This window comes from Streptomyces acidicola (assembly GCF_009377235.1).
Lineage (GTDB): Bacteria > Actinomycetota > Actinomycetes > Streptomycetales > Streptomycetaceae > Streptomyces > Streptomyces acidicola.
On record NZ_VMNX01000180.1, the window covers coordinates 1 to 19,353 of the forward strand.

Sequence of the window (19,353 nt, forward strand, 5' to 3'; positions counted from 1 at the left end):
GCCCCCTCCCCCACCAGCCCGTACTCGCCGGCCAGTGACACCACGGCCGCGTCGCCGCCGAGGGAGTGGAAGCCGCCGGCGCAGTCCGTGGCCGAGGGGAGCGTGGCCGTGCCGGGCACCGGGAGGAAGCCGATCTCGCCCGTGCCGCCGGAGGCGCCGCGGCGGAGGCGGCCGTCGAGGACGACGGCGGCGCCGGTGCCGAGGCCGAGCCACAACAGGACGAAAGTGTCGCGGTCGTCGGCGGCACCGTCCCGCTGCTCGGCGAGTGCGGCGAGGTTCGTCTCGTTCTCGACGATCACACGGGCCGGCAGGCGCTCACCGAGCGCCGCGACCAGACGGCGGTGCCATTCGGGGAGACCGGAGGAGTTGCGGAGTTCGCCGGTGGCGGGGTCGATGAGGCCCGGGGCTCCGATGCCCACGGTGTGCAGCGGGTCGGCCCCCGCCTCCTTGGCCGCGCGCTCCACCAGTGCGACCGCCTGCTCCACCGCGGGTCCGGTTCCGGTGTCGTCCGCGATCGGCAGGGACGCCCGGCCGAGCTCCGTACCCAGCAGGTCGGAGATGACGACGGTCACTCCCTCGGTGCGCACGTCGAGGGCCGCCAGGTGTGCGCGGTCGGCGACGATCCCGTAGAGGCGTGCGTTCGGGCCGCGGCGCTGCTCCCCCGACTCGCCCACGATCTCGATGAGACCGGCCGCCATGAGGCGCTCCACGAGGTCGGCGACCGTGGGCCGGGACAGTCCGGTGAGCTGCTTCAGCCGACCTGCCGTCAGCGGGCCCTCCTGCTGCAGCAGCCGCAGGGCGAGCCGGTCGTTGATGGCCCGGGCGGTGCTCGGTGATGCGGGCATGCCGGGATCCTTCCAGATGAGTGACGGCGCACGGCCGGTGGCCGTTGAGCGCCCCTTTCACGCCTATCTATCAGGCAGGGTTCCTGATAGTTTACGCGGCGCGATGATTTCGGTGACGGCGGGGCGCTGTGTGCTCCGGTCCGGGAAGGAGATGAGGATGGGCGAGGTGGTCTACGACGAGCGCACGGTGCGGCGGGCCCGGTATGCCGTGGCTGCCGTGTTCGCGGTGCACGGTGCGGTCACCGGGTCGTTCGCCACCCGGGTGCCGTGGATCCAGGACCACGCCTCCGTCAGCCCGGGCGAGCTGGGTCTCGCGCTCGCCTTCCCGGCGTTCGGCGCGTCGGTGGCGATGCCCCTCGCGGGGCGGATCAGCCATAGCTTCGGCGCCCGCACGGCACTGCGCGGCCTGATCTCGCTGTGGACGCTCGCCCTGGTCCTGCCGTCCCTCGCGCCGAACCTGTGGACGCTGTGCCTGGCCCTGTTCGTGTACGGCGCCACGGCCGGCATGGCGGACGTCGCGATGAACGCGCTGGGTGTGGACGTCGAGAACCGCCTGGGAAAGTCGATCATGTCGGGTCTGCACGGCATGTGGAGTGTGGGTGCGCTGACCGGTTCCGCGGCCGGCACGCTCGCCGCGCACCTGGGCTCGGACGCCCGCCTGCACCACGCGCTGGCCGCGGTGACACTCACCGTCCTCGCCCTGGTCGCCTGCCAGTGGGTGCTCGACCTGAGGCCCACCCAGGACGAGGAGCCGCCGCCGCACTTCGCGCTGCCGCCCAGGTCGGCGCTGCTCATCGGCGCGGTCGGGTTCTGCGCGGTGTTCGCGGAGGGCGCGAGCATCGACTGGTCGGCCGTCTACCTGCGCGACCAATTGGGCACGTCGGCCGGTCTCGCCGCCGCGTGCACCACCGCGTTCATGCTGACCATGGCGCTGGCCCGGATCGCGGGTGACGCGATCGTGAACCGCTACGGCGCGGTGCGCACGGTACGGGCGGGCGGTGTCCTGGCCGCGCTGGGCGGGCTCCTCGTCGTCGTGGCGGGGCACCCGGCAGTCGCGATGGCGGGCTTCGCTCTGATGGGTCTGGGCATCGCGGTCGTCGTACCGCTGTGCTTCGCGGCCGCCGGGCGCAGCGGCCCGAACGCGAGCCTGGCCATCGCGGGCGTCGCCACCATCACGTACACCTCGGGTCTGATCGCCCCGAGCGCGATCGGCACCCTGGCGCAGGCGACGAGCCTGATGGTGTCGTTCGGGCTGGTCATGTTCCTGGCGTGCGGTCTCGTCGTCCTCGCGGGCGTGCTGCGCTCGGGCGAGCGCGACCGGCCGAAGGTCACCGCTCCGGGTGGTGACCCGGCGGCTCAGCGCGCCAGGTCGTAGGCGTACCCGGGTGAGAACGACCCCGCCGCGCCCTTGCAGCCGTCCGACTCGCCCGGCAGCTTGACCCACAGATAGGCGTCGACGCGTGCCTCTCCGGTGCTGAGGGTCGGCGCCTGTCCCAGCTTGCGGCCGGCCGGGTCGCACCACTCGCCGTCGGCGGGGGCGCCGTTGCCGTTCCGGCTGGTGTCGATGACGGCGCCCAGGCCCGCGGGAGCGTCGAGGGCGTCCAGCACCTGCCGGGTGTAGGTCACCTCGGCGTTCGTGCGGTTGAAGTTGGACACGTTGCTGAAGACGCCGTCGGAGGACTCGGCCGAGGCGGCGCCCGCCTTGCCGAGGAGTGCGGCCTGTTTGTCCGGCGCGTTCCACTCGGAGTGGCCGGCGTCGTAGTACACCCGGGCCTTCGGGTTCGCCTCTTTCAGGACGCGGCCGGCACGGGCCAGCGACGCGAACCGGTCGACGCGCTCGGCGGACGAGAGGCAGTCGGACTGGGCAATCGAGTCGGGCTCCAGGATCACGATCACCTCGTCCGAGCCGAGCCCGGCGGCGAACCTGTCGATCCACGCGTCGTACGCGTCGAGATCGGGCGCCCCGCCCTGTGAGGCACCGCCGCAGTCGCGGTCCGGGATGGCGTACGGCACGACGACCGGCACCCGCCCCTGCTCGGACCCGCCCGAGGTGACCGCGCTGACCCGGGCGGTGATGTCGGACGGCGTGTAGTCGGCGAACCAGACGGCGGCCGGATGGTCGGCGATCCGGGACTTGATGACCTCGTTCCGGGGGTCCGTCGGGTTGCCGGCGACCCAGTCGACGACCTGGGAGTCGGGGTACCGGTAGAGGCGGGCCGACGCGGCGACGGTCTCCTTCGTCTTCGTCGCGGTGGGCGTCGGGCTCGGCTTCGGGGACGTCCTCGACGGGGACGGGGCGGCCGACGAGGGCGACGCGGGCGGCGGGGAGGGCTCAGGCGCACTGGGCACGGCGGGCTTCGGCCGGAGGCTGGGCGAGCGGGTCGCCTGGGGGCGCGCCTCGTCGGACCCGCGGTCGTCGTCCAGTGCGGAGACCATCCCGGTGATGCTTCCGACGGCGGCCACGACGCAGGCCGCGGCGACCATGGCGCCGCGCCCGGCGGCGCGCCTGCGCTCGGCCCTGCGTGCGGCCAGGCGCTGGGCACGTAAGCCTGACACGTGGTGCACACCTCACTTTCCGCCGTGGGCGTTACCCCGATCCGGGGACGCGCCCGGCCCGGCGCTCCTGGCGTCAGCCTAGGGCTGGGACCCTGCCCCTATGGCGCAGTTGGAAGATCTCACCACTCCCGTCGACGGAGTCGTCGCCCGTATGCATGTCCTGGACACCACCTTGCCGCGACACGACGGGGTCGCCGTCTTCAACCGTGTCTACCTGGCCGTCACGGAGGCGATCGACCGGTGCATCGACACCGGGGGGTTCCCGGACGTCCGGGCGGCGATCACGCTGGATGTGCGGTTCGCCGAGCGCTATCTGCGGGTGGCGGAAGGAGGGCGTCCGCCCGCCTGCTGGCGGCCGCTGCTGCTGTTCCGGCGTCATCCCGGCGTACAGCCACTGCAGTTCGCGCTCTCGGGCATCAACGCGCACGTCGGGCACGATCTCGCGCTCGCCGTCGTGGACGCCTGTCGTACGCTCGGCTGCGAACCCGCCGAGCTGGAGGACGAGTTCGAGCTCGTGGGTGACATCCTCGTCTCGCTGGAGGAGCGCATCCGCGAAGAGCTGATGCCGGGTCCCGACCTCCTCCAGATCGCCGATCCGCTCACGCACCTCGCCGGCTCGTGGAGTCTGGAGCGGGCCCGTGACGCCGCCTGGTCGGCGGCCCGCGCGCTGTGGGCCCTGCGCGGACTGCCCGACCTCGCAGAGGAGTTCACCGAGCGGCTGGACGCCGCGGTGGGGTTCGCGGGACGGATGCTGCTCACGCCACTGCCGGGCTGATTCGGCCACTCCTGCACCCGATCCGGGCGCCTGGCCCCAGAAATCCTGGATGCAGTTTTACGTTCAACAAAGGCACATCTCTCGCGAAGGAGCTTGAGCATGGCGACGCGACTCGGACTCGGTCTTCCTCAAATGCGGCAGTACGACATCGGCAAGGACGTACCGGAGGTGGCGCGCACCGCCGAACAGATCGGTTACGACAGCCTGTGGGTCTTCGAACGGGCACTCTTCCCCGAGCCGGCCACGCAGGGCCTGTACGGCATCGAGGGCCTGCCCTGGCCCGACGAGTACCGCCACGTGGCCGACCCGCTGGTCACCCTCACCCTCGCTGCCGCCGCCACGGAGCGCGCCCGCCTCGGGTCGAGCGTGCTGGTGGCCCCGCTGCATGTGCCGTTCCAGCTGGCCAAGGCCCTCGCCTCGCTGGACGCGGCGAGCGGCGGCCGGGTGATCGCGGGCCTGGGCACGGGCTGGTCGCACGACGAGTACGCGGCCGCCTCGGTCCGCCCCTTCGAGGAGCGCGGCCAGATGCTGGACGAGGTGATCGAGGTCTGCCGCGCGGTGTGGGGCGCCGACCCGGTGTCGTACGACGGGCGGATCACGAAGATCGCCCCCGCCGCGGTGGGCCCCAAGCCCGCCCGGCCGATTCCGATCCTGCTCGCCGCTGCCTCCAAGAAGGCCCAGCGGCGGCTCGTCGACCACGCCAACGGCTGGCTGCCGGTGGCCATCGGCGTCGATCAGCTCGCCGCGCAGTGGCGTAAGTTGCAGGATCTCGCGGCCGAGCGCGGGCGCGAGGAACCGATCCAGACGGTGCTGCGGGCGAACGCGGTCTGGACGCCCAAGGCCTACGACGGCGCGAACCGTCAGCCCTTCCAGGGCGACGTCCCCCAGATCGTCGAGGATCTCGCGGCCTACGGCGAGCTCGGCCTCGACGAGATCCTCATCGAACTGCAGGGCACGCCGCGGGACGCACAGGAGCTCAAGGACCTCGCCGCCGAGGTGTACGAGGGAGCGCGGGCCGCCGGGGTGTGAGACCCCGTCAGTCCTCGGGGAGTTCGACGGGGGCGATCTCGTCGAACACGTCGCCGGGCCCGGGGTTCGCCGGGTCCGTCGCCCCGCCGAAGTGACGCATGACGCCCCAGACCGCGTTCAGCGCGGTCTGGACGGCGCCCTCGGCCCAGCCCGCCGTCCAGGAGATGTCGTCACCGGCGAGGAAGACACCCCGCTGGTCCGCCGGCAGCCGCTCCTGCACGAAGTGCGTGAACAGGCGCCGCTGGTAGCGGTAGTGGCCGGGCAGGTTGGCCTTGAACGCGCCCATGAAGTACGGCTCGTTCTCCCAGGACACCGTCACCGGGCTGCCGATGATGTGCTTCCTGATGTCGACGCCCGGATAGATCTCGCCGAGCGACTTCAGCATGACCTCCATCCGCTCGTTCGCGGACAGGGGCAGCCACTTCAGGCTGTCGTCGCACCAGGTGTACGACAGACAGATCACGGCGGGCCTGTCCGGGCCGTCGTCGAGGAGGTAGGTCCCGCGCGTCATACGGTCGGTGAGGGTCATCGACATGACGTCACGGCCGGTCGGGTTTCCGCTGTCGTCGACGGCCTTGTCCCGCCAGAAGGGCCGGTCGACCGGTACGAAGAGCTTGCTGGACTCCATGTAGTGGGTGCGCTCGATGGCGGTCCAGTGGTCGATCGGGAAGAGCGACTCATCGCAGTCGATCTTCGACAGCAGCATCCAGGACTGGGCGGTGAACACGGCCGCCCGGTACGTACGGATGTCGCCGTTCGCGTCCGTCACCGTGACCCGGTTGCCCGCGGTGCGGTGCAGCCGGGTCACGGCCGGGCGCGGCTCGCCGTTCACGTGCAGCGACTTCAGCGAGGTCCCGTACGGCCAGTGCACGATCTTCCCGGGCTCGCGCTCCCACAGGCGCAGCGGCAGCTGCTGCGAGCCGCCGACGATGCCGCGGTGGTGGTCGTCGGCCTCCGTGTAGACGACGCGCAGGATCTCCAGGATGGAGTTCGGGAAGTCGGTGTCCCAGCCGCCCGTGCCGAAGCCGACCTGGCCGAAGATCTCGCGGTGCCGGAAGGATCTGAAGGCCTCCGACTCGCACAGGAAGCCGTAGAAGGTCTGGTTGTCGAGCTTCTCGACGAGGTTCGACCAGATCTCACGGATGCGCGGGACGTCACGCTCACGCAGGGCGCGGTTCATGTCCGAGAAGTCGGCTCCTTCTTCGAGACACTTGTTCCAGGCATCGGCCACATCCCGGTAGACCTGCGGCAGATCGTCGATCGTCTCCGCGTAGTGCGACTCGCCCTTGAGGTCGACGACGGTCGAAGGAGTGACTTCCGCAAGGGGGTTGGGGAAGGGGCGGGTCTCCAGGCCGACCAGGTCGATGTAGTGCTGGAGCGCCGTGGAGGACGGCGGGAAGCGCATCGCGCCCATCTCGGCGGTCAGGGACGGGTCGCAGCCCTCGAACCCCACGGTCCGCAGCCGCCCGCCGATCCGGTCGGCCTCGTACACGACGGGCTTGAGCCCCATCTTCATCAGCTCGTACGCGGTCACGATCCCGGACAGCCCACCGCCGATGACCGCGACCTCCGCGCCGTGCTCGGTCGCGGGGATCTGGCCCAGGCCCGCTGGATGGGCGAGGAAGTCGTCGTACGCGTACGGGAAGTCCGGCCCGAACATGGTGATGGGCGGCGGCTGGTCGTCTGCGTGCCGACCGGGGTTGGGCACCGTGGACGTCATGGGGTACGGGCTCCTTGCACAGGGAGACTGGGAGAAGGCTGGGGACTGAGGGAAGACAGGGGAAGGCTGACGGCGCGGCAAAGGCCGGCGGTTCAGGTGAGGGACCCGTACAGGCCTGGACGTCGGTCCTCCAGATACGGGTTCGCCCGGCGGGAGGCGGCGAGGCAGGCAGGGTCGACGTCGGCGAGGAGCAGTTGCTCGCCACGGCCGGCGCGGGCGTGGACGACCCCGTCGGGACCGGCCAGCGTGGAGAGCCCGACGAAGTCGAACTCTCCTTCTCGGCCGACCCGGTTGACGTACGCGACGTACATCTGGTTCTCGAAGGCGCGCACCGGGACCATCGACTCGGCGACGAACCGGAACGGGTGCATCTGGGCCGTGGGCACCAGGAGGAGGTCCGTGCCGGCGAGGGCGTGGGCGCGGACGTTCTCCGGGAACTCGACGTCGTAGCAGATCATGATCCCGAGGCGGAGGCCGCCCAGTTCGGCCTGGACGACCGGCTGCTCCCCCGGTGTGAAGTGGTCGCGCTCGAAGCAGCCGTACAGGTGGGTCTTGCGGTAGTTCGCCAGCCGGATGCCGTCGGCGGAGACGAGTTGGGCCGAGTTGAAGACCTGGTCTCCGGCCCGCTCGGGGTAGCCGTAGGCGACCGCGAGGCCGTGCCGCCGGGCGGTCTCCGCGATCGCGTCGGCAGAGTCCCCGTCGGCGGGCTCGGCCAGCCGCGCGATGCCGTCGCCGATCGCGTATCCGGTGAGGAACATCTCCGGCGCCACCAGCAGCCCGGCTCCCGCGGCCGCCGCGCGCCCCGCGGCCTCGTGGAGCACCTCGAGGTTCTCGGCGACCGCGCCGGGGCGGCCGGAGCTCTGGAGCAGGGCGGTGCGCATGCGTGTTCCTCACCTGGGCAAAGGGGGGTTGGGGGCCGTCTGCCGGGCCACTGAGACGCTACGGTCGGCCGGCTCGGCCGGACAAGCAGCAGCCGTTGCGCGCCGGTGAACGATCCGTTGCGTGGCACACGGGTCCGGCGGCGATTCGTTGTGCGACGGGAAAGACACCCGTCCACGACTGGCACCGGCGACTTCACCGTCGTGCCGTGACACCCGAGCTTCCAGCCGCCAGCAGCAGAGCGGTCACCAGGTACGGCGCCGCGAACACGGCGAAAACGGTGCCGTGCGCGTGGGCCGAGCCGAGCATCGCGTACGCGCCGTACACGGTGATCGTGGCGAGTTCGGTGCCCACACCGGCGACCGAGGTCAGGGTGGCCCGTCCCGAGCTGTCGATGCACTGCTGGAGCCGGACATCGGCCAGCACCGTGGCCAGTTGGAAGCCACCGAAGGCAAGGGCCACGAGGGCGAGACCGGACGGTGTCCGCGCCACCGCGCCCACGGCCAGGGCCAGCGCCGAGCCGGCCAGCAGCCCGGCGAGCCCGGCCGTGCCCAGGCGTTCGCCCGCCCCGGCCAGCAGGCTCCCCACTGTGGCTCCCGCCCAGATCAGCAGGAGCAGGTAGGGAACCGTCTCCTCGGCCACACCCGTGTCCCGCGCCAGCAGCGGTGTGTACTCGTCGAGCGCACCCCACACGGCGCCGACGGCCGGAACGAGCAGCAGCGCACCGCGTACGGAACGATCGCGGCGGGCTTCCGCGAGTCCCGTCCGCAGGGTGGTGAGGGTCGTGGCCCAGCTGTCACCCCGAACGGTGGCGGTCCGGTGTTCCGGGAACCGGCTCGCCACGGCCGCGGTCAGCAGACAGGCCAGCACGGTGGCCAGCCCCACGGCCGGGTACCCGCCGAACGCGAGCACCGGCCCGGCCAGCGCCATGGACGTCACCACTCCGACCAGCCCGGCGGCGTGGGCCCGGCCCATGACCCGCGCGTAACGGTCGACCGCGCCGAGCCGTTCGAGCTCCTCGTACACGAGCGCCTCCAGCGCACCGGAGCCGAGGGCGCCCCGGATGCCCCAGAGCACGAATCCGGCGGCGAACGCCTCGTACGAGGGGACGAGCACCCACAGGGCGAAGCCGACGGCGCCGAGGAGCGGCCCGAGCCACAGCAGCGTCCGCCGGGAGACGGCGTCGGCCCAGGCCCCGGACGGGACCTCGACGAGGACGCCGGTCAGCGACCACAGCATGAACAGGGAGGAGATCTGCCAGACGGACAGACCGGTGTCGACGAACAACAGCGCGTACACCGGGTAGAGCAGGACGAGGTCGTCGAGGAACGAGTAGCCGTACAGCGTGGCCGTGAGCCGCCGGACACCGGTGGCAGGCACGCGCTCGGGTGAGAGTGTCATGAGGCCTTCCCGCAGGGACAGTTCGGACGCCGGATGAACGGCGCCCGAGGCGGCCCTCGGGAGGCACGGCTGCTGGATCAATGTCGCCAGGTCATGTGACCGATCTTAAACGGGGGTCCGCGCCTCTGTAAGGGGCGCGGGGCTGTTCTGTAAAGGGCGCGGGGCTGTATCGAGGTGCCCCGCGTTGTACCCCCGCGTTCCTAGGCCGGCGCTCCGGACGAGAACCTCCGCAGCAGCGGCGACAGCACCAGCACGGACTTGGTCCGCTCCACGAACGGCTCCCCCGCGATCCGCTCCAGCACCCGCTCGAAGTGCCGCATGTCGGAAGCGAAGACCTGCACCACCGCGTCGGCCTCACCGGTGACCGTGGAGGCCGCCACGACCTCCTGGTACCGCTCCAGCCCGCGCTGGATCGTCTGCGGCGACGTGTTGCGCCGGCAGAAGATCTCGACGAACCCTTCGGTCTCCCAGCCGAGCGCGGCGGGATCAACACGCACCGTGAAGCCGGTGATCGCTCCGGTGGCTCGCAACCGGTCCACGCGCCGTTTGACGGCGGGCGCGGACAGGCCGACCAGCTGGCCTATGTCGGCATACGAGCGGCGGGCGTCCTCGGCCAGGGCGTGCACGATGCGTTCGTCGAGATCGTTCAGCACTGCGGGTGGTTCACTTCTCCGGAGTTGCAGGACGGGAGCGGCGACAGCCGTGACTGAAGTAGAACACGAGCCCGGCCGGCACCTTCCCCTCCAGGTCGGTCAGCTCCAGCTGGCGTGCAGCGGCTGGCCCTCGGCGTAGCCGGCGGCGCTCTGGATGCCGACGACGGCCCGCTCGGCGAACTCGTCCAGGGACGCGGCGCCCGCGTAGGTGCAGGAGGAGCGGACGCCCGCGATGATCGAGTCGATCAGGTCCTCGACGCCCGGGCGGGCCGGGTCGAGGAACATGCGCGAGGTGGAGATGCCCTCCTCGAACAGGGCTTTGCGAGCACGGTCGTAGACGGACTCGTCGGACGTGCGGTTGCGGACGGCACGCGCGGAGGCCATGCCGAACGACTCCTTGTAGAGGCGCCCGCCCGCATCCTGCTGGAGGTCGCCCGGCGACTCGTACGTCCCCGCGAACCAGGACCCGATCATGACGTTCGACGCGCCGGCCGCGAGGGCCATGGCGACGTCGCGCGGGTGCCGTACGCCGCCGTCGGCCCACACGTGCTTGCCGTACTTGCGTGCCTCGGCCGCGCACTCCAGGACGGCCGAGAACTGGGGGCGGCCCACTCCGGTCATCATGCGGGTGGTGCACATGGCGCCGGGGCCGACGCCGACCTTGACGATGTCCGCACCGGCCTCGATGAGGTCACGGACGCCCTCGGCGGCGACGACGTTGCCCGCCACGATCGGCACCGTCGGATCGATCGCCCGGACCGTCCCGATGGCACTGATCATCGACTCCTGGTGGCCGTGCGCCGTGTCGATGACGAGGGTGTCGACGCCCGCGTCGAGGAGCTGCTTGGCCTTGCCCGCCACATCGCCGTTGATACCGACGGCGGCGGCTATGCGCAGCCTGCCGCCCGCGTCCGTGGCGGGGGTGTAGAGCGTGGCGCGCAGGGCGCCCTTGCGGGTCAGGATGCCGGCCAGCCTGCCGTCGGCGTCGACGGCGGGGGCGTAGCGGCGGTTGGCGGCGTCGAGGGTGTGGAAGGCCTCACGCGGGTCGATGGTCGCGTCGAGGAGCAGCAGGTCCCTGGACATGACCTCGGCGAGCTGCGTGAAGCGGTCGACGCCGGACAGGTCGGTGTCGGTGACGACGCCGACCGGCTTGTGGTCCTCGTCCACGACCACGCCTGCGTTGTGGGCCCGCTTCGGCAGCAGCGCCAGGGCGTCGGCGACGGTCTGGTGGGGGCCCAGGACGATCGGGGTGTCCAGGACGTGGTGGCGGCCCTTCACCCAGGAGATGACCTCGGTGACGACCTCGATCGGGATGTCCTGTGGGATGACGACGAGCCCGCCCCGCCGGGCGACGGTCTCGGCCATGCGACGGCCCGCGATGGCGGTCATGTTGGCCACGACGATCGGGATGGTGGTGCCCGACCCGTCCAGGGAGGCGAGGTCCACGGCCTGGCGGGAACCGACCGCGGAGCGGCTCGGCACCATGAAGACATCGTCGTAGGTCAGGTCGTACGCGGGCTGGATGTCATTGAGGAAACGCACGTGCTGCACATCCCAGTCGTTCAGAGGTGGCCCCCGGACAGGTCAGTCGGAGGGAAGAGCACGTACTTCATTTTCCCATGACGGCCGGTATGCGTGGGGCGGACGGATCGTCCAGAGTGGCCTGGGCGGCCTAGGAGGATCCTCCGAGAGCGAGCACCACCTGCAGCGGGGTCTCCGTGTCGCGCCAGCGGTCTCCCGCCTCGCCGAGCACCTCCTGCGCGATGCCCCAGTCGTGCGGCGCCGCCAGGGCGAACTCCTGCCAGCCGGTGACCACGACCAGCCGCCCCCGCGCGGCCGGGGCCCACGACAGGTCGCCGAGGCAGTCGGCGAGGGCGTCCCAGTTCCGGCCGAAGTAGTCGGGCAGGTCCAGGGCGCGGGCGCAGCGGTCCATGAAGGCGGACTTGTCGGTGACGCCCGCGAGGTCCAGCTCGATGTGCGCCCAGCCACTGGCGACCAGCGCCTCCGCGAGCGTGCCGTCGCTCATCTCAGCCTCGTCCTGATCGAGTCGTAGTGATCACCGGTCCAGCACACTGCGCTGGGGGTGCGCCCCGGAAGGGGCGCGGTGCTGTGCCGCATGTGCGGCTCCGCCGCGACGGGGGTCCCCACACGGACCCCGACCCGGCGGACAAGGCCCACCGGCTACGCGCGGAGCGCATCGTCCGGGTCCGTACGGTTGAGCGCGGACCGTGGTGCCGGTCCCGCCATCAGCAGGGCGTCCGCCGCCGCCGTGTCCGTGACGAGGCTGGTCACCAGCCCCGACCGCAGCACGGCGTCGATCGCCGCCGCCTTACGCTGCCCGCCCGCGATCGCGACGACCTCGGGGATACGGCGCAGCTGGTCGGCCTTGACGGTGATGCACCGCTCCCCCAGGTCCCGTCCGACCCGGCGTCCCTCCGCGTCGAAGAGGTGCGCGGACATCTCGGCGGCGACACCGAGGGACGCGTAATGGGCGCGCTCCTCCTCGGTGAGCATGTCGTGCACCGTCGAGATGCCCGCCTCCCAGGAGCCGATGGAGACGCAGGCGACCGTGACCTTGTCGAAGTACTCGAAGGCTCGGGCGATGCCGGTCTGGTGGCGCAGCGCGGCCGCGGTAGCAGCGTCCGGCAGCAGCATCGGCGCGTAGATGGGGTGGGCGTCTCCGCCGGAGACCTGAGCGGCCCGGCGGACGGCCTCCACGGAGCCGCGCTCGGCGGTCCCGGCGTCGTACACGCCCGTCAGCTGCACCACCGTGCAGGGCGGCAGCCGGTCGAGGGCGGCCGCCATGTGGATGGTGGAGCGCCCCCAGGCGAGCCCGAGGACGTCGCCCTCGGTCACCAGTTCGCCGAGGAGATCCGCGGCGACCTCACCGAGGTTCTCCGGGTCGGGCGACTCCTCGGCCTCGGCCGGCGACTCGACCACCACGGCGTGCCTGAGGCCGTAGCGGGCGCGCAGCGCGTCGGAGCGCTCGGCGTCCAGCTCGGCGGGGACGCGGATCTCGATGCGCACGAGATCTCGTTCGAGAGCGGTCTCCAGGACCCGGGCCACCTTGAAGCGGCTGACGCCGAACTCCTCGGCGATCTGGATCTTGGACTTTCCCTCAAGGTAGAAGCGGCGGGCCATCGCCGCCGCCTGCACCAGCTCAGCGGGTCCCATCCGCATGGCTGACCGGCCCGCCGACATACCCGACACGGCCATCTCCTCACTGCTGTTCACACTCTGGATACGCCGTTCATCCTTGCAGATCCGACGTATTCGATCAGCCCGGATGGGTGGCGTTCACGTGGTCTTGGCCCAGTCGTCGCGCGTCCACCGGATTTCCGCGCCCACTGATCGGACGTTCCCGCGGCTCCGTGGGTTTCCTGATCAACGCTCCGCAACCCCTGTGAGGTTCCTGAACGCGGCCGTGCTCCTGCGGCTGCAGGCCCGGTGGGTGCTCAGTGGGCGCACGCCCAGGCCGCCGTGGCCGTCGCCGACCGGGCCTGGGCGCGCAGGGCCCGTACCGCCTCCGCCGGGTCCTCGGCCCCGTACACAGCCGAGCCGGCCACGAACACGTCCGCGCCCGCGTCGGCGCAGCGCTCGATGGTGGAGGCCGAGACGCCGCCGTCGACCTGGAGCCAGAGTTCGAGGCCGTGCTTGGTGATCAGTTCACGGGTGCGGCGGATCTTGGGGAGCATGATGTCGAGGAACGACTGCCCTCCGAAGCCCGGCTCGACCGTCATGATCAACACCATGTCGAGCTCGGGAAGCAGGTCCTCGTACGGCTCGATGGGCGTCGCGGGCTTCAGCGCCATGGAGGCCCGGGCGCCCTTGGCCCGGATCTCACGGGCGAGCCGCACGGGTGCGGCGGCCGCCTCGGCATGAAACGTGACGGAACCGGCACCCGCCTCGACGTACTGGGGCGCCCAGCGATCGGCGTTCTCGATCATCAGGTGGCAGTCCAGCGGGGTCTCCGTCGCGCGGGCGAGCGACTCCACGACCGGCACGCCGAGCGTGAGGTTCGGGACGAAATGGTTGTCCATGACGTCCACATGGAGCCAGTCGGCCCCTTCGACCGCCTTCGTCTCCTCGGCGAGGCGGGCGAAGTCGGCGGACAGGATGCTGGGGTTGATCTGCACGGCCATGCCCTAAGCCTCCCATGTCCCGCGGAGGGCGGGGGCATCGGTCCCGGGTGGGACCGGCAGTGCGGAAACCACGGGCCTGATCAGGCGATCCGGCGGATGAGGGCCAGATACATCGCGTCCGTGCCGTGCAGATGCGGCCACAGCTGGACGTCCGGACCCTCACCCAGGTCCGGTACGCCCTTCAGCAGCGGCCGGGCGTCGATGAGGTCTGCCGCGGAACCGTACTGCTTGAGCACGTCATCGACGACCGCGCGGGTCTCGGCGAGATGCGGTGAACAGGTGGCGTACCCGACGACCCCGCCGACGCGCACGGCGTCGAGTGCGGTCCGCAGCAGGGCGCGCTGGAGCGGTGCGAACCCGTCCAGGTCCTCGGGCCGTCTCCGCCAGCGTGCCTCGGGCCGCCTGCGGAGGGCACCGAGTCCCGTGCAGGGTACGTCCATCAGCACCCGGTCGAAGATGCCCGGCCGCCACGGCGGGCGCGTACCGTCAGCGGCGATGACCTGATACGGACCGGGATTGCCGTCCAGTGCCTTCGCGACGAGCCCGGCCCGGTGGGGCTGCTTCTCGGAGGCGAGGAGCACGGCGCCCCGCTCTGCGGCGAGCCCGGCGAGCAGGGCGGCCTTCCCGCCGGGTCCGGCGCACCCGTCCAGCCACGCCTTGTCGGGGCCCTCCAGGGGCGCGGCCGCGAGGGCGAGCGCGACGAGTTGGCTGCCCTCGTCCTGCACGCCCGCACGGCCCTCGCGTACGGCGTCGATGGCGCCCGGCTCGCCGCCCTCGCTGAGCCGCACGGCATACGGCGACCAGCGCCCCGGCGTCGCGGCCTCGTCCCCGAGGGAGTCGAGCAGCTCACCGGCGGTGGCGCGCCCCGGCCGGGCGACGAGGGTGACCTCGGGGCGCTCGTTGTCGGCTTCGAGAAGCCGCTCGACGCCCTCGCGGCCGCCGCCGAGGGAGTCCCACAGGGCGGAGACGACCCAGCGGGGATGCGAGTGCACGACGGCGAGATGGTCCTCCGGGTCGTCCTCATAGGGCGGCGCGACCCGCTCCAGCCACCCGTCGAGGTCGTCCTGCGCGACCTTCCGCAGCACGGCGTTGACGAACTTGGCGCGCCCGTCACCGAGGACGACACGCGCGAGCTCGACGGAGGCTGATACGGCGGCGTGGCTGGGAATCCGCGTCCCGAGCAACTGGTGCGCACCGAGACTCAGCACGTCCAGCACGGGCGGGTCGACCTCCCGCAACGGCCGGTCGACACAGGCCGCTATGACGGCGTCGTACGTGCCCTGCCGCCGCAGCGTCCCGTACACCAGCTCGGTGGCCAGCGCCGCGTCACGCCCGTCGAACTTGTCGGGTCCCTCTTTTTCCCGCGCCTTGCGCAGCAGCGGCGGCAGCACGAGATTCGCGTACGCGTCCCGCTCGTCCACCGCCCGCAGCGCCTCGAAGGCGAGGATGCGGACGGGGTCCTTCTGGGGCCGGCGGTAGGGCTTGCCCGGCCTGCGCGGCCGACGGGACTGCTCACTCACGAAAAAGGTGCTCCGGAAATCAGGGTGGGGACACGCGTCAAGCGACGCGTCAAGCGTACGTCGCGCCTGGGCAGGCGGGAGTTTGACGACCGTGGCCTACGCCCCGAGGGTCTCTCCGTCGACGATGCGCACCCCGCGGGCCCAGTCCGCCGCCCGCATCGGCTTCTTGCCCTGGGCCTGCACCCACAGCAGCTCGACGGCGAACGAGCCGGTGCCCGCGTACACGTTGTTCTTGCCGACGGCGAGGGCGCCCGGGGCGAGGTCGCCACGGTCCGGCACGAGCGCGACCTGGATGAGCTTGAGCCGCTCGCCCCGGAACATCGTCCACGCGCCGGGCGCGGGCGTGCACCCGCGCACCACCCGGTCGACGCGCAGGGCCGGAGCGGACCAGTCGACGTGCGCGTCCTCCACGGTGATCTTCGGCGCGAGGGTGACGCCCTCGGCGGGCTGCGGTACGGCCTTGAGCGTGCCGTCCTCGATCCCGTCCATCGTCGCGGCCAGCAGCCCGGCGCCGGCGAAGGCCAGCCTGGTGAGGAGGTCGCCGCTGGTGTCGGTGGGGCGGACTTCCTCGGTGACGGTGCCGTAGACGGGACCGGAGTCCAGCCCCTCCTCGATCAGGAAGGTCGACGCCCCGGTGATCTCGTCCCCCGCCATGAGGGAGTGCTGCACGGGGGCGGCTCCGCGCCAGGCGGGCAGCAGCGAGAAGTGCAGGTTGACCCACCCGTGCGCGGGGATGTCGAGGGCGACGCGTGGCAGCAGGGCGCCGTACGCCACCACGGGAGCGCAGTCCGGCGCGATCTCCCGGAGCCGGGCCAGAAACTCCTCGTCCCGGGGCCGGCCGGGCTTCAGCACCTCGATGCCGGCCTCCTCCGCCCGCTGCGCGACGGGGCTCGCGATCAGCCGCCGCCCGCGCCCCGCCGGCGCGTCCGGCCGCGTGACGACGGCGGCCACCTCGTGCCGCCCGGAGGCGATCAGGGCGTCCAGAGCGGGAACGGCGACCTCGGGGGTACCGGCGAAGACGAGCTTCATGGGTGACTGTCGGCCTCTCGGGCGGGAGTTCGGATCGGCCCCGGCGTCTCCGGCGACCGGTGTGCGGGGCAGCACACCAGTCTATGGCGGTGTGCTGCGAGTCCCGACAGCGCACTCGCAGGGGCGGCCGCGGCGGAAAGCGCGACCTCAGGGGGCGTACGCAAAACGCCCTTACGCCCCGCAGCGTGACCACAAACCCGGAGGCGCGTTGGTCAAGAAAGAGTTGACCAAACAGGCCGCATTCGCGGCCCATCCTTCAACGCCGGTTCGAGAGGCTTGTTCATGGCCGACCACGCAACCCACGACGCCCAGGCTCGGGCCAGCCTGCACTTGCTGGTGCGGGACATCGAGCGGGTCCGCCGGCAGGTGGACGCACTACGCACCCTGACCGCCCAGCTGGGCAATGTCTACCGCCCGCGCCGCTCCGGCCCCTCCACGGGATTCGTCGTCTACGGACGTGCCCCCGCCCCGACCGTCCGCCTCGCCCAGGAGCTGCGGGACAGCGTCGAGACCCTGGTCACGGCCGCCGTGGACTTCGACCGCTCACTGGGTTTCTCGTGGGACGCCGTGGGATCGGCGCTCGGAGTCACCAAACAGGCGGTGCACCGTCGTTACGGCGCCCGCCGCGCCGCCACCCAGGCCGCGGCGGAGGCCGAGCGCACCGCGGAGCCGTCAGGCACGCGCACGGTCAATGTCGGCACCGGCATGCCCGGAGTGCCCACGGTCCCGGCCGCCCGCTCGATGCCGACGCAGCCCACGGCCGGCAGCCCGACCCTCCGTGACGAGGTAAGGCCGACGGCCTTCCCGGGCCCCCGCAACGGCTGACCCACTTCCCGCCCACTGCCTCCCGGTTCCGAACCGGGAGGCAGTGGCACACCCGGCACCCGGCACCCGAACCACCGCGGCACGTCTCGATGATCAGCCGATGTCAAGCGGATCGATCCGAACCCGCGCCGCCTCAAGCCCACTTCCCCCACGCGCCATTCGAGCCGCCAGCGCACTCTTCAGCGCGGCGGCCAGCGCGGCCCCGCTCCCCGGCGGTACCCGGACGAGCGCCCGCTCCCACCGCTCCCCCGGTGGTGGCGCCCCCACCTTACGAGGCCGCCCGGCATCCGTGACGGGTATCGGAACAGGGCCCAGCACCTCGGCATCACGCGGTAGTTCGGCATCGGCCAGGAGCTCGGCCACCGCCTCCGCCGTACCCGACACCGCGGCCATCCGCGACACAGGCGGAAATCCCAGCTCGGCCCGCTCGGCCAGCTCCCGCACGGCGTGCCCGACAGGGTCCCACCGTACGAGCGCCTGCACGGGGCGCAGCGTCGGTTCGGCGACGACCACGACCGTGCCGCCGGCTCCCTGGTCCCGTACGAGCGCGGAGGCCCCGATCCACCGCCGCAACGCGTCCTCCCCGGCCCGCAGATCGGGGCGGCCGAGCATGGCCCAGCCGTCCAGCAGCAGGGCGGTCGCGTACCCGCCCTCGGCGACCGGTTCGGCGCCCGGCGTGCTCACCACCAGTGCGGGCGCCCCGGACACGGTGTCCAGGACCTGCTCCCGGCCGGAGGTCCGCACCGGCACCGTGGGGAAGGCCCGCCCGAGCTCCTCGGCGGTCCGCCGCGCCCCGACGACCTGCGCCCGCAGCCTAAAGCCCCCGCACTCCGGACAGTGCCAGGCGCCCTCCTCGCGCCCGCACCACCCGCAGCACAGAGCGCCGCCCCCGGCGTCCTGGGCCTGAAGTGGTCCGGCACACCAGCGGCACCGCGCCGGTTCCCGGCACCGCGCACACGCCAGCCGAGGCACGTACCCCCGCCGCGGCACCTGCACGAGCACCGGCCCGTGCCGCAGCCCGTCCCGGACCACCTGCCAGGCGAGGCTCGGCAGCCGGGCCGCCCGTGCGGCCTCGTCCCGCGCGAGCTCGGCATCGCCCACGGTCCGCACGAGCGGCGCGCTGGCCCGCACCTGCTCCCGATCGGCGACGAGCGGCGCGGCCCAGCCGCTCTCCACGAGCTGCGCCGCCTCGACGGTACAACTCCAACTCCCCAGCAGAAAGGCGCACTTGTCCCGGGAGGATCGCAGTTCCAGCACCTCGCGCACATGCGGAAACGGGGCGCGGTCATCACTGTGACTGGAATCGCCGTCATCCCAGACGACCACCAGCCCGAGATCACGGACGGGTGCGAACATGGCAGCCCGCGTCCCCACCACGGCCCGCACGGCCCCCCGCCGCACGGCCAGCCACTCCCGGTATCGCCGCTCCGGCCCGGCGTCGGCGGTGAGGACAGCATGCTGCCCCTCGCCCAACAGCTCCCGCAGTGCGGAGTCCACCCGCGCGACGGGGCGCCCGGCAGGCAGGACGACGAGCGCCCCCCGTCCCGATGCGAGCGTGGCCTGCACGGCCCGCGCTATCTCCTCGGCCCACCGCGGCCCGGGCAACGCGGTCCACACGGCACGAGGCGCTCCCCCCGAGGCCAGGGCCTTCAGGAAATCCGCTCCCCTCCCGTACCTCCGCCAGGACCCCGGCTCCGGCGCTACGGGTGGCGGAGGCGGATCGCCCGTCTCCCGGGCCTCGGCCTTCCCATGGCGCGGCGGAACGGCCAGCTGCAGCACATCCGCCAGGCTCCCCGCATACCGGTCGGCGACGGCCCGGGCGAGCCCCAGCAACTCGGGACCGAGGACGGGCTCGGGCGACACGACCTGCGCCAACGCGGCGAGCGGCCCGGCGTAGTCCGACTCGGCGACCCGCTCGATGAGAAACCCGTCGATCAGCGAGCCGCCCTCTCGCCTCCCCTCCCGCACATTCCGCCCCC

General features: G+C 72.2%; 17 protein-coding genes. 4 read left to right on the plus strand and 13 right to left on the minus strand.

What is annotated here, in order from left to right; translation table 11 throughout:
* Nucleotides 1-845: ROK family transcriptional regulator (locus FPZ41_RS33555; protein ID WP_152867369.1), on the minus strand; the 845-nt coding region annotated here is incomplete at its 3' end.
* 157 nt (nucleotides 846-1,002) lie between these two features.
* On the opposite strand from FPZ41_RS33555, the gene FPZ41_RS33560 reads away from it, so the two are divergent.
* Nucleotides 1,003-2,220 carry an MFS transporter gene (locus tag FPZ41_RS33560; protein WP_152867370.1) on the plus strand — a complete coding sequence of 406 codons (1,218 nt, stop codon included), beginning with the start codon at nucleotides 1,003-1,005 and terminating at the stop codon, nucleotides 2,218-2,220.
* Here FPZ41_RS33560 and FPZ41_RS33565 read toward each other — a convergent pair.
* Nucleotides 2,202-3,329 (minus strand): glycoside hydrolase family 6 protein, encoded by a 1,128-nt coding sequence (locus FPZ41_RS33565; RefSeq protein WP_152867382.1) that lies wholly within the window; start codon nucleotides 3,327-3,329, stop codon nucleotides 2,202-2,204. The genes FPZ41_RS33560 and FPZ41_RS33565 overlap by 19 nt on opposite strands.
* Nucleotides 3,330-3,501: 172 nt before the next feature.
* On the opposite strand from FPZ41_RS33565, the gene FPZ41_RS33570 reads away from it, so the two are divergent.
* On the plus strand, nucleotides 3,502-4,176 hold the full coding sequence (locus tag FPZ41_RS33570) for a DUF5995 family protein (RefSeq protein WP_152867371.1): 675 nt from the start codon (nucleotides 3,502-3,504) through the stop codon (nucleotides 4,174-4,176).
* Nucleotides 4,177-4,275: 99 nt separating this feature from the next.
* Nucleotides 4,276-5,205 carry an LLM class F420-dependent oxidoreductase gene (locus FPZ41_RS33575; protein ID WP_152867372.1) on the plus strand — a complete coding sequence of 310 codons (930 nt, stop codon included), beginning with the start codon at nucleotides 4,276-4,278 and terminating at the stop codon, nucleotides 5,203-5,205.
* Between the two features lie 7 nt (nucleotides 5,206-5,212).
* On the opposite strand, the gene FPZ41_RS33580 is transcribed toward FPZ41_RS33575, so the two are convergent.
* The 10 genes from FPZ41_RS33580 to fmt form a co-directional block, all read right to left on the minus strand.
* A complete protein-coding gene (locus FPZ41_RS33580; protein ID WP_152867373.1) occupies nucleotides 5,213-6,925 on the minus strand; it encodes a flavin monoamine oxidase family protein in 1,713 nt (570 codons plus the stop codon).
* 92 nt (nucleotides 6,926-7,017) lie between these two features.
* Nucleotides 7,018-7,806 (minus strand): carbon-nitrogen hydrolase family protein, encoded by a 789-nt coding sequence (locus FPZ41_RS33585; RefSeq protein ID WP_152867374.1) that lies wholly within the window; start codon nucleotides 7,804-7,806, stop codon nucleotides 7,018-7,020.
* 193 nt (nucleotides 7,807-7,999) lie between these two features.
* Nucleotides 8,000-9,205: an MFS transporter gene (locus FPZ41_RS33590; RefSeq protein ID WP_152867375.1), complete on the minus strand. Its 1,206-nt coding sequence runs from the start codon at nucleotides 9,203-9,205 to the stop codon at nucleotides 8,000-8,002.
* Nucleotides 9,206-9,405: 200 nt separating this feature from the next.
* The gene (locus FPZ41_RS33595) at nucleotides 9,406-9,858 is read right to left on the minus strand and encodes an Lrp/AsnC family transcriptional regulator (RefSeq protein WP_131564811.1); all 453 of its coding nucleotides are present in this window, start codon (nucleotides 9,856-9,858) and stop codon (nucleotides 9,406-9,408) included.
* 99 nt (nucleotides 9,859-9,957) lie between these two features.
* Complete coding sequence (locus tag FPZ41_RS33600; RefSeq protein ID WP_322621054.1) at nucleotides 9,958-11,400, minus strand: GuaB1 family IMP dehydrogenase-related protein; 1,443 nt, start codon at nucleotides 11,398-11,400, stop codon at nucleotides 9,958-9,960.
* Between the two features lie 130 nt (nucleotides 11,401-11,530).
* Nucleotides 11,531-11,884, minus strand: coding sequence for a barstar family protein (locus tag FPZ41_RS33605; RefSeq protein WP_152867378.1), 354 nt, complete (start codon nucleotides 11,882-11,884; stop codon nucleotides 11,531-11,533).
* A 155-nt stretch (nucleotides 11,885-12,039) separates the two neighbouring features.
* Nucleotides 12,040-13,092, minus strand: a complete 1,053-nt coding sequence (locus FPZ41_RS33610) for a sugar-binding transcriptional regulator (protein ID WP_322621055.1) — start codon at nucleotides 13,090-13,092, stop codon at nucleotides 12,040-12,042.
* A gap of 221 nt (nucleotides 13,093-13,313) precedes the next feature.
* Nucleotides 13,314-14,000 carry a ribulose-phosphate 3-epimerase gene (rpe, locus tag FPZ41_RS33615; RefSeq protein ID WP_152867379.1) on the minus strand — a complete coding sequence of 229 codons (687 nt, stop codon included), beginning with the start codon at nucleotides 13,998-14,000 and terminating at the stop codon, nucleotides 13,314-13,316.
* Nucleotides 14,001-14,080: 80 nt separating this feature from the next.
* Nucleotides 14,081-15,520 (minus strand): RsmB/NOP family class I SAM-dependent RNA methyltransferase, encoded by a 1,440-nt coding sequence (locus tag FPZ41_RS33620; protein WP_322621056.1) that lies wholly within the window; start codon nucleotides 15,518-15,520, stop codon nucleotides 14,081-14,083.
* Between the two features lie 96 nt (nucleotides 15,521-15,616).
* Nucleotides 15,617-16,549, minus strand: coding sequence for a methionyl-tRNA formyltransferase (gene fmt / locus FPZ41_RS33625; RefSeq protein ID WP_152867380.1), 933 nt, complete (start codon nucleotides 16,547-16,549; stop codon nucleotides 15,617-15,619).
* A 282-nt stretch (nucleotides 16,550-16,831) separates the two neighbouring features.
* On the opposite strand from fmt, the gene FPZ41_RS33630 reads away from it, so the two are divergent.
* A complete protein-coding gene (locus FPZ41_RS33630; protein ID WP_131564798.1) occupies nucleotides 16,832-17,374 on the plus strand; it encodes a hypothetical protein in 543 nt (180 codons plus the stop codon).
* Between the two features lie 93 nt (nucleotides 17,375-17,467).
* Here the strand turns inward: FPZ41_RS33630 and FPZ41_RS33635 are convergent.
* The coding region (locus FPZ41_RS33635) for a primosomal protein N' (RefSeq protein ID WP_152867381.1) at nucleotides 17,468-19,353 on the minus strand (1,886 nt) is incomplete at its 5' end.

Coding starts and splice junctions, on each gene's coding strand:
- FPZ41_RS33630 (WP_131564798.1), top strand. CDS start 16,832: ATGGCCGACCACGCAACCCACGACGCCCAGGCTCGGGCCAGCCTGCAC.
- FPZ41_RS33570 (WP_152867371.1), top strand. CDS start 3,502: ATGGCGCAGTTGGAAGATCTCACCACTCCCGTCGACGGAGTCGTCGCC.
- FPZ41_RS33580 (WP_152867373.1), bottom strand. CDS start 6,925: ATGACGTCCACGGTGCCCAACCCCGGTCGGCACGCAGACGACCAGCCG.
- FPZ41_RS33585 (WP_152867374.1), bottom strand. CDS start 7,806: ATGCGCACCGCCCTGCTCCAGAGCTCCGGCCGCCCCGGCGCGGTCGCC.
- FPZ41_RS33605 (WP_152867378.1), bottom strand. CDS start 11,884: ATGAGCGACGGCACGCTCGCGGAGGCGCTGGTCGCCAGTGGCTGGGCG.
- FPZ41_RS33560 (WP_152867370.1), top strand. CDS start 1,003: ATGGGCGAGGTGGTCTACGACGAGCGCACGGTGCGGCGGGCCCGGTAT.
- rpe (WP_152867379.1), bottom strand. CDS start 14,000: ATGGCCGTGCAGATCAACCCCAGCATCCTGTCCGCCGACTTCGCCCGC.
- FPZ41_RS33565 (WP_152867382.1), bottom strand. CDS start 3,329: ATGGTCGCCGCGGCCTGCGTCGTGGCCGCCGTCGGAAGCATCACCGGG.
- FPZ41_RS33575 (WP_152867372.1), top strand. CDS start 4,276: ATGGCGACGCGACTCGGACTCGGTCTTCCTCAAATGCGGCAGTACGAC.
- fmt (WP_152867380.1), bottom strand. CDS start 16,549: ATGAAGCTCGTCTTCGCCGGTACCCCCGAGGTCGCCGTTCCCGCTCTG.
- FPZ41_RS33590 (WP_152867375.1), bottom strand. CDS start 9,205: ATGACACTCTCACCCGAGCGCGTGCCTGCCACCGGTGTCCGGCGGCTC.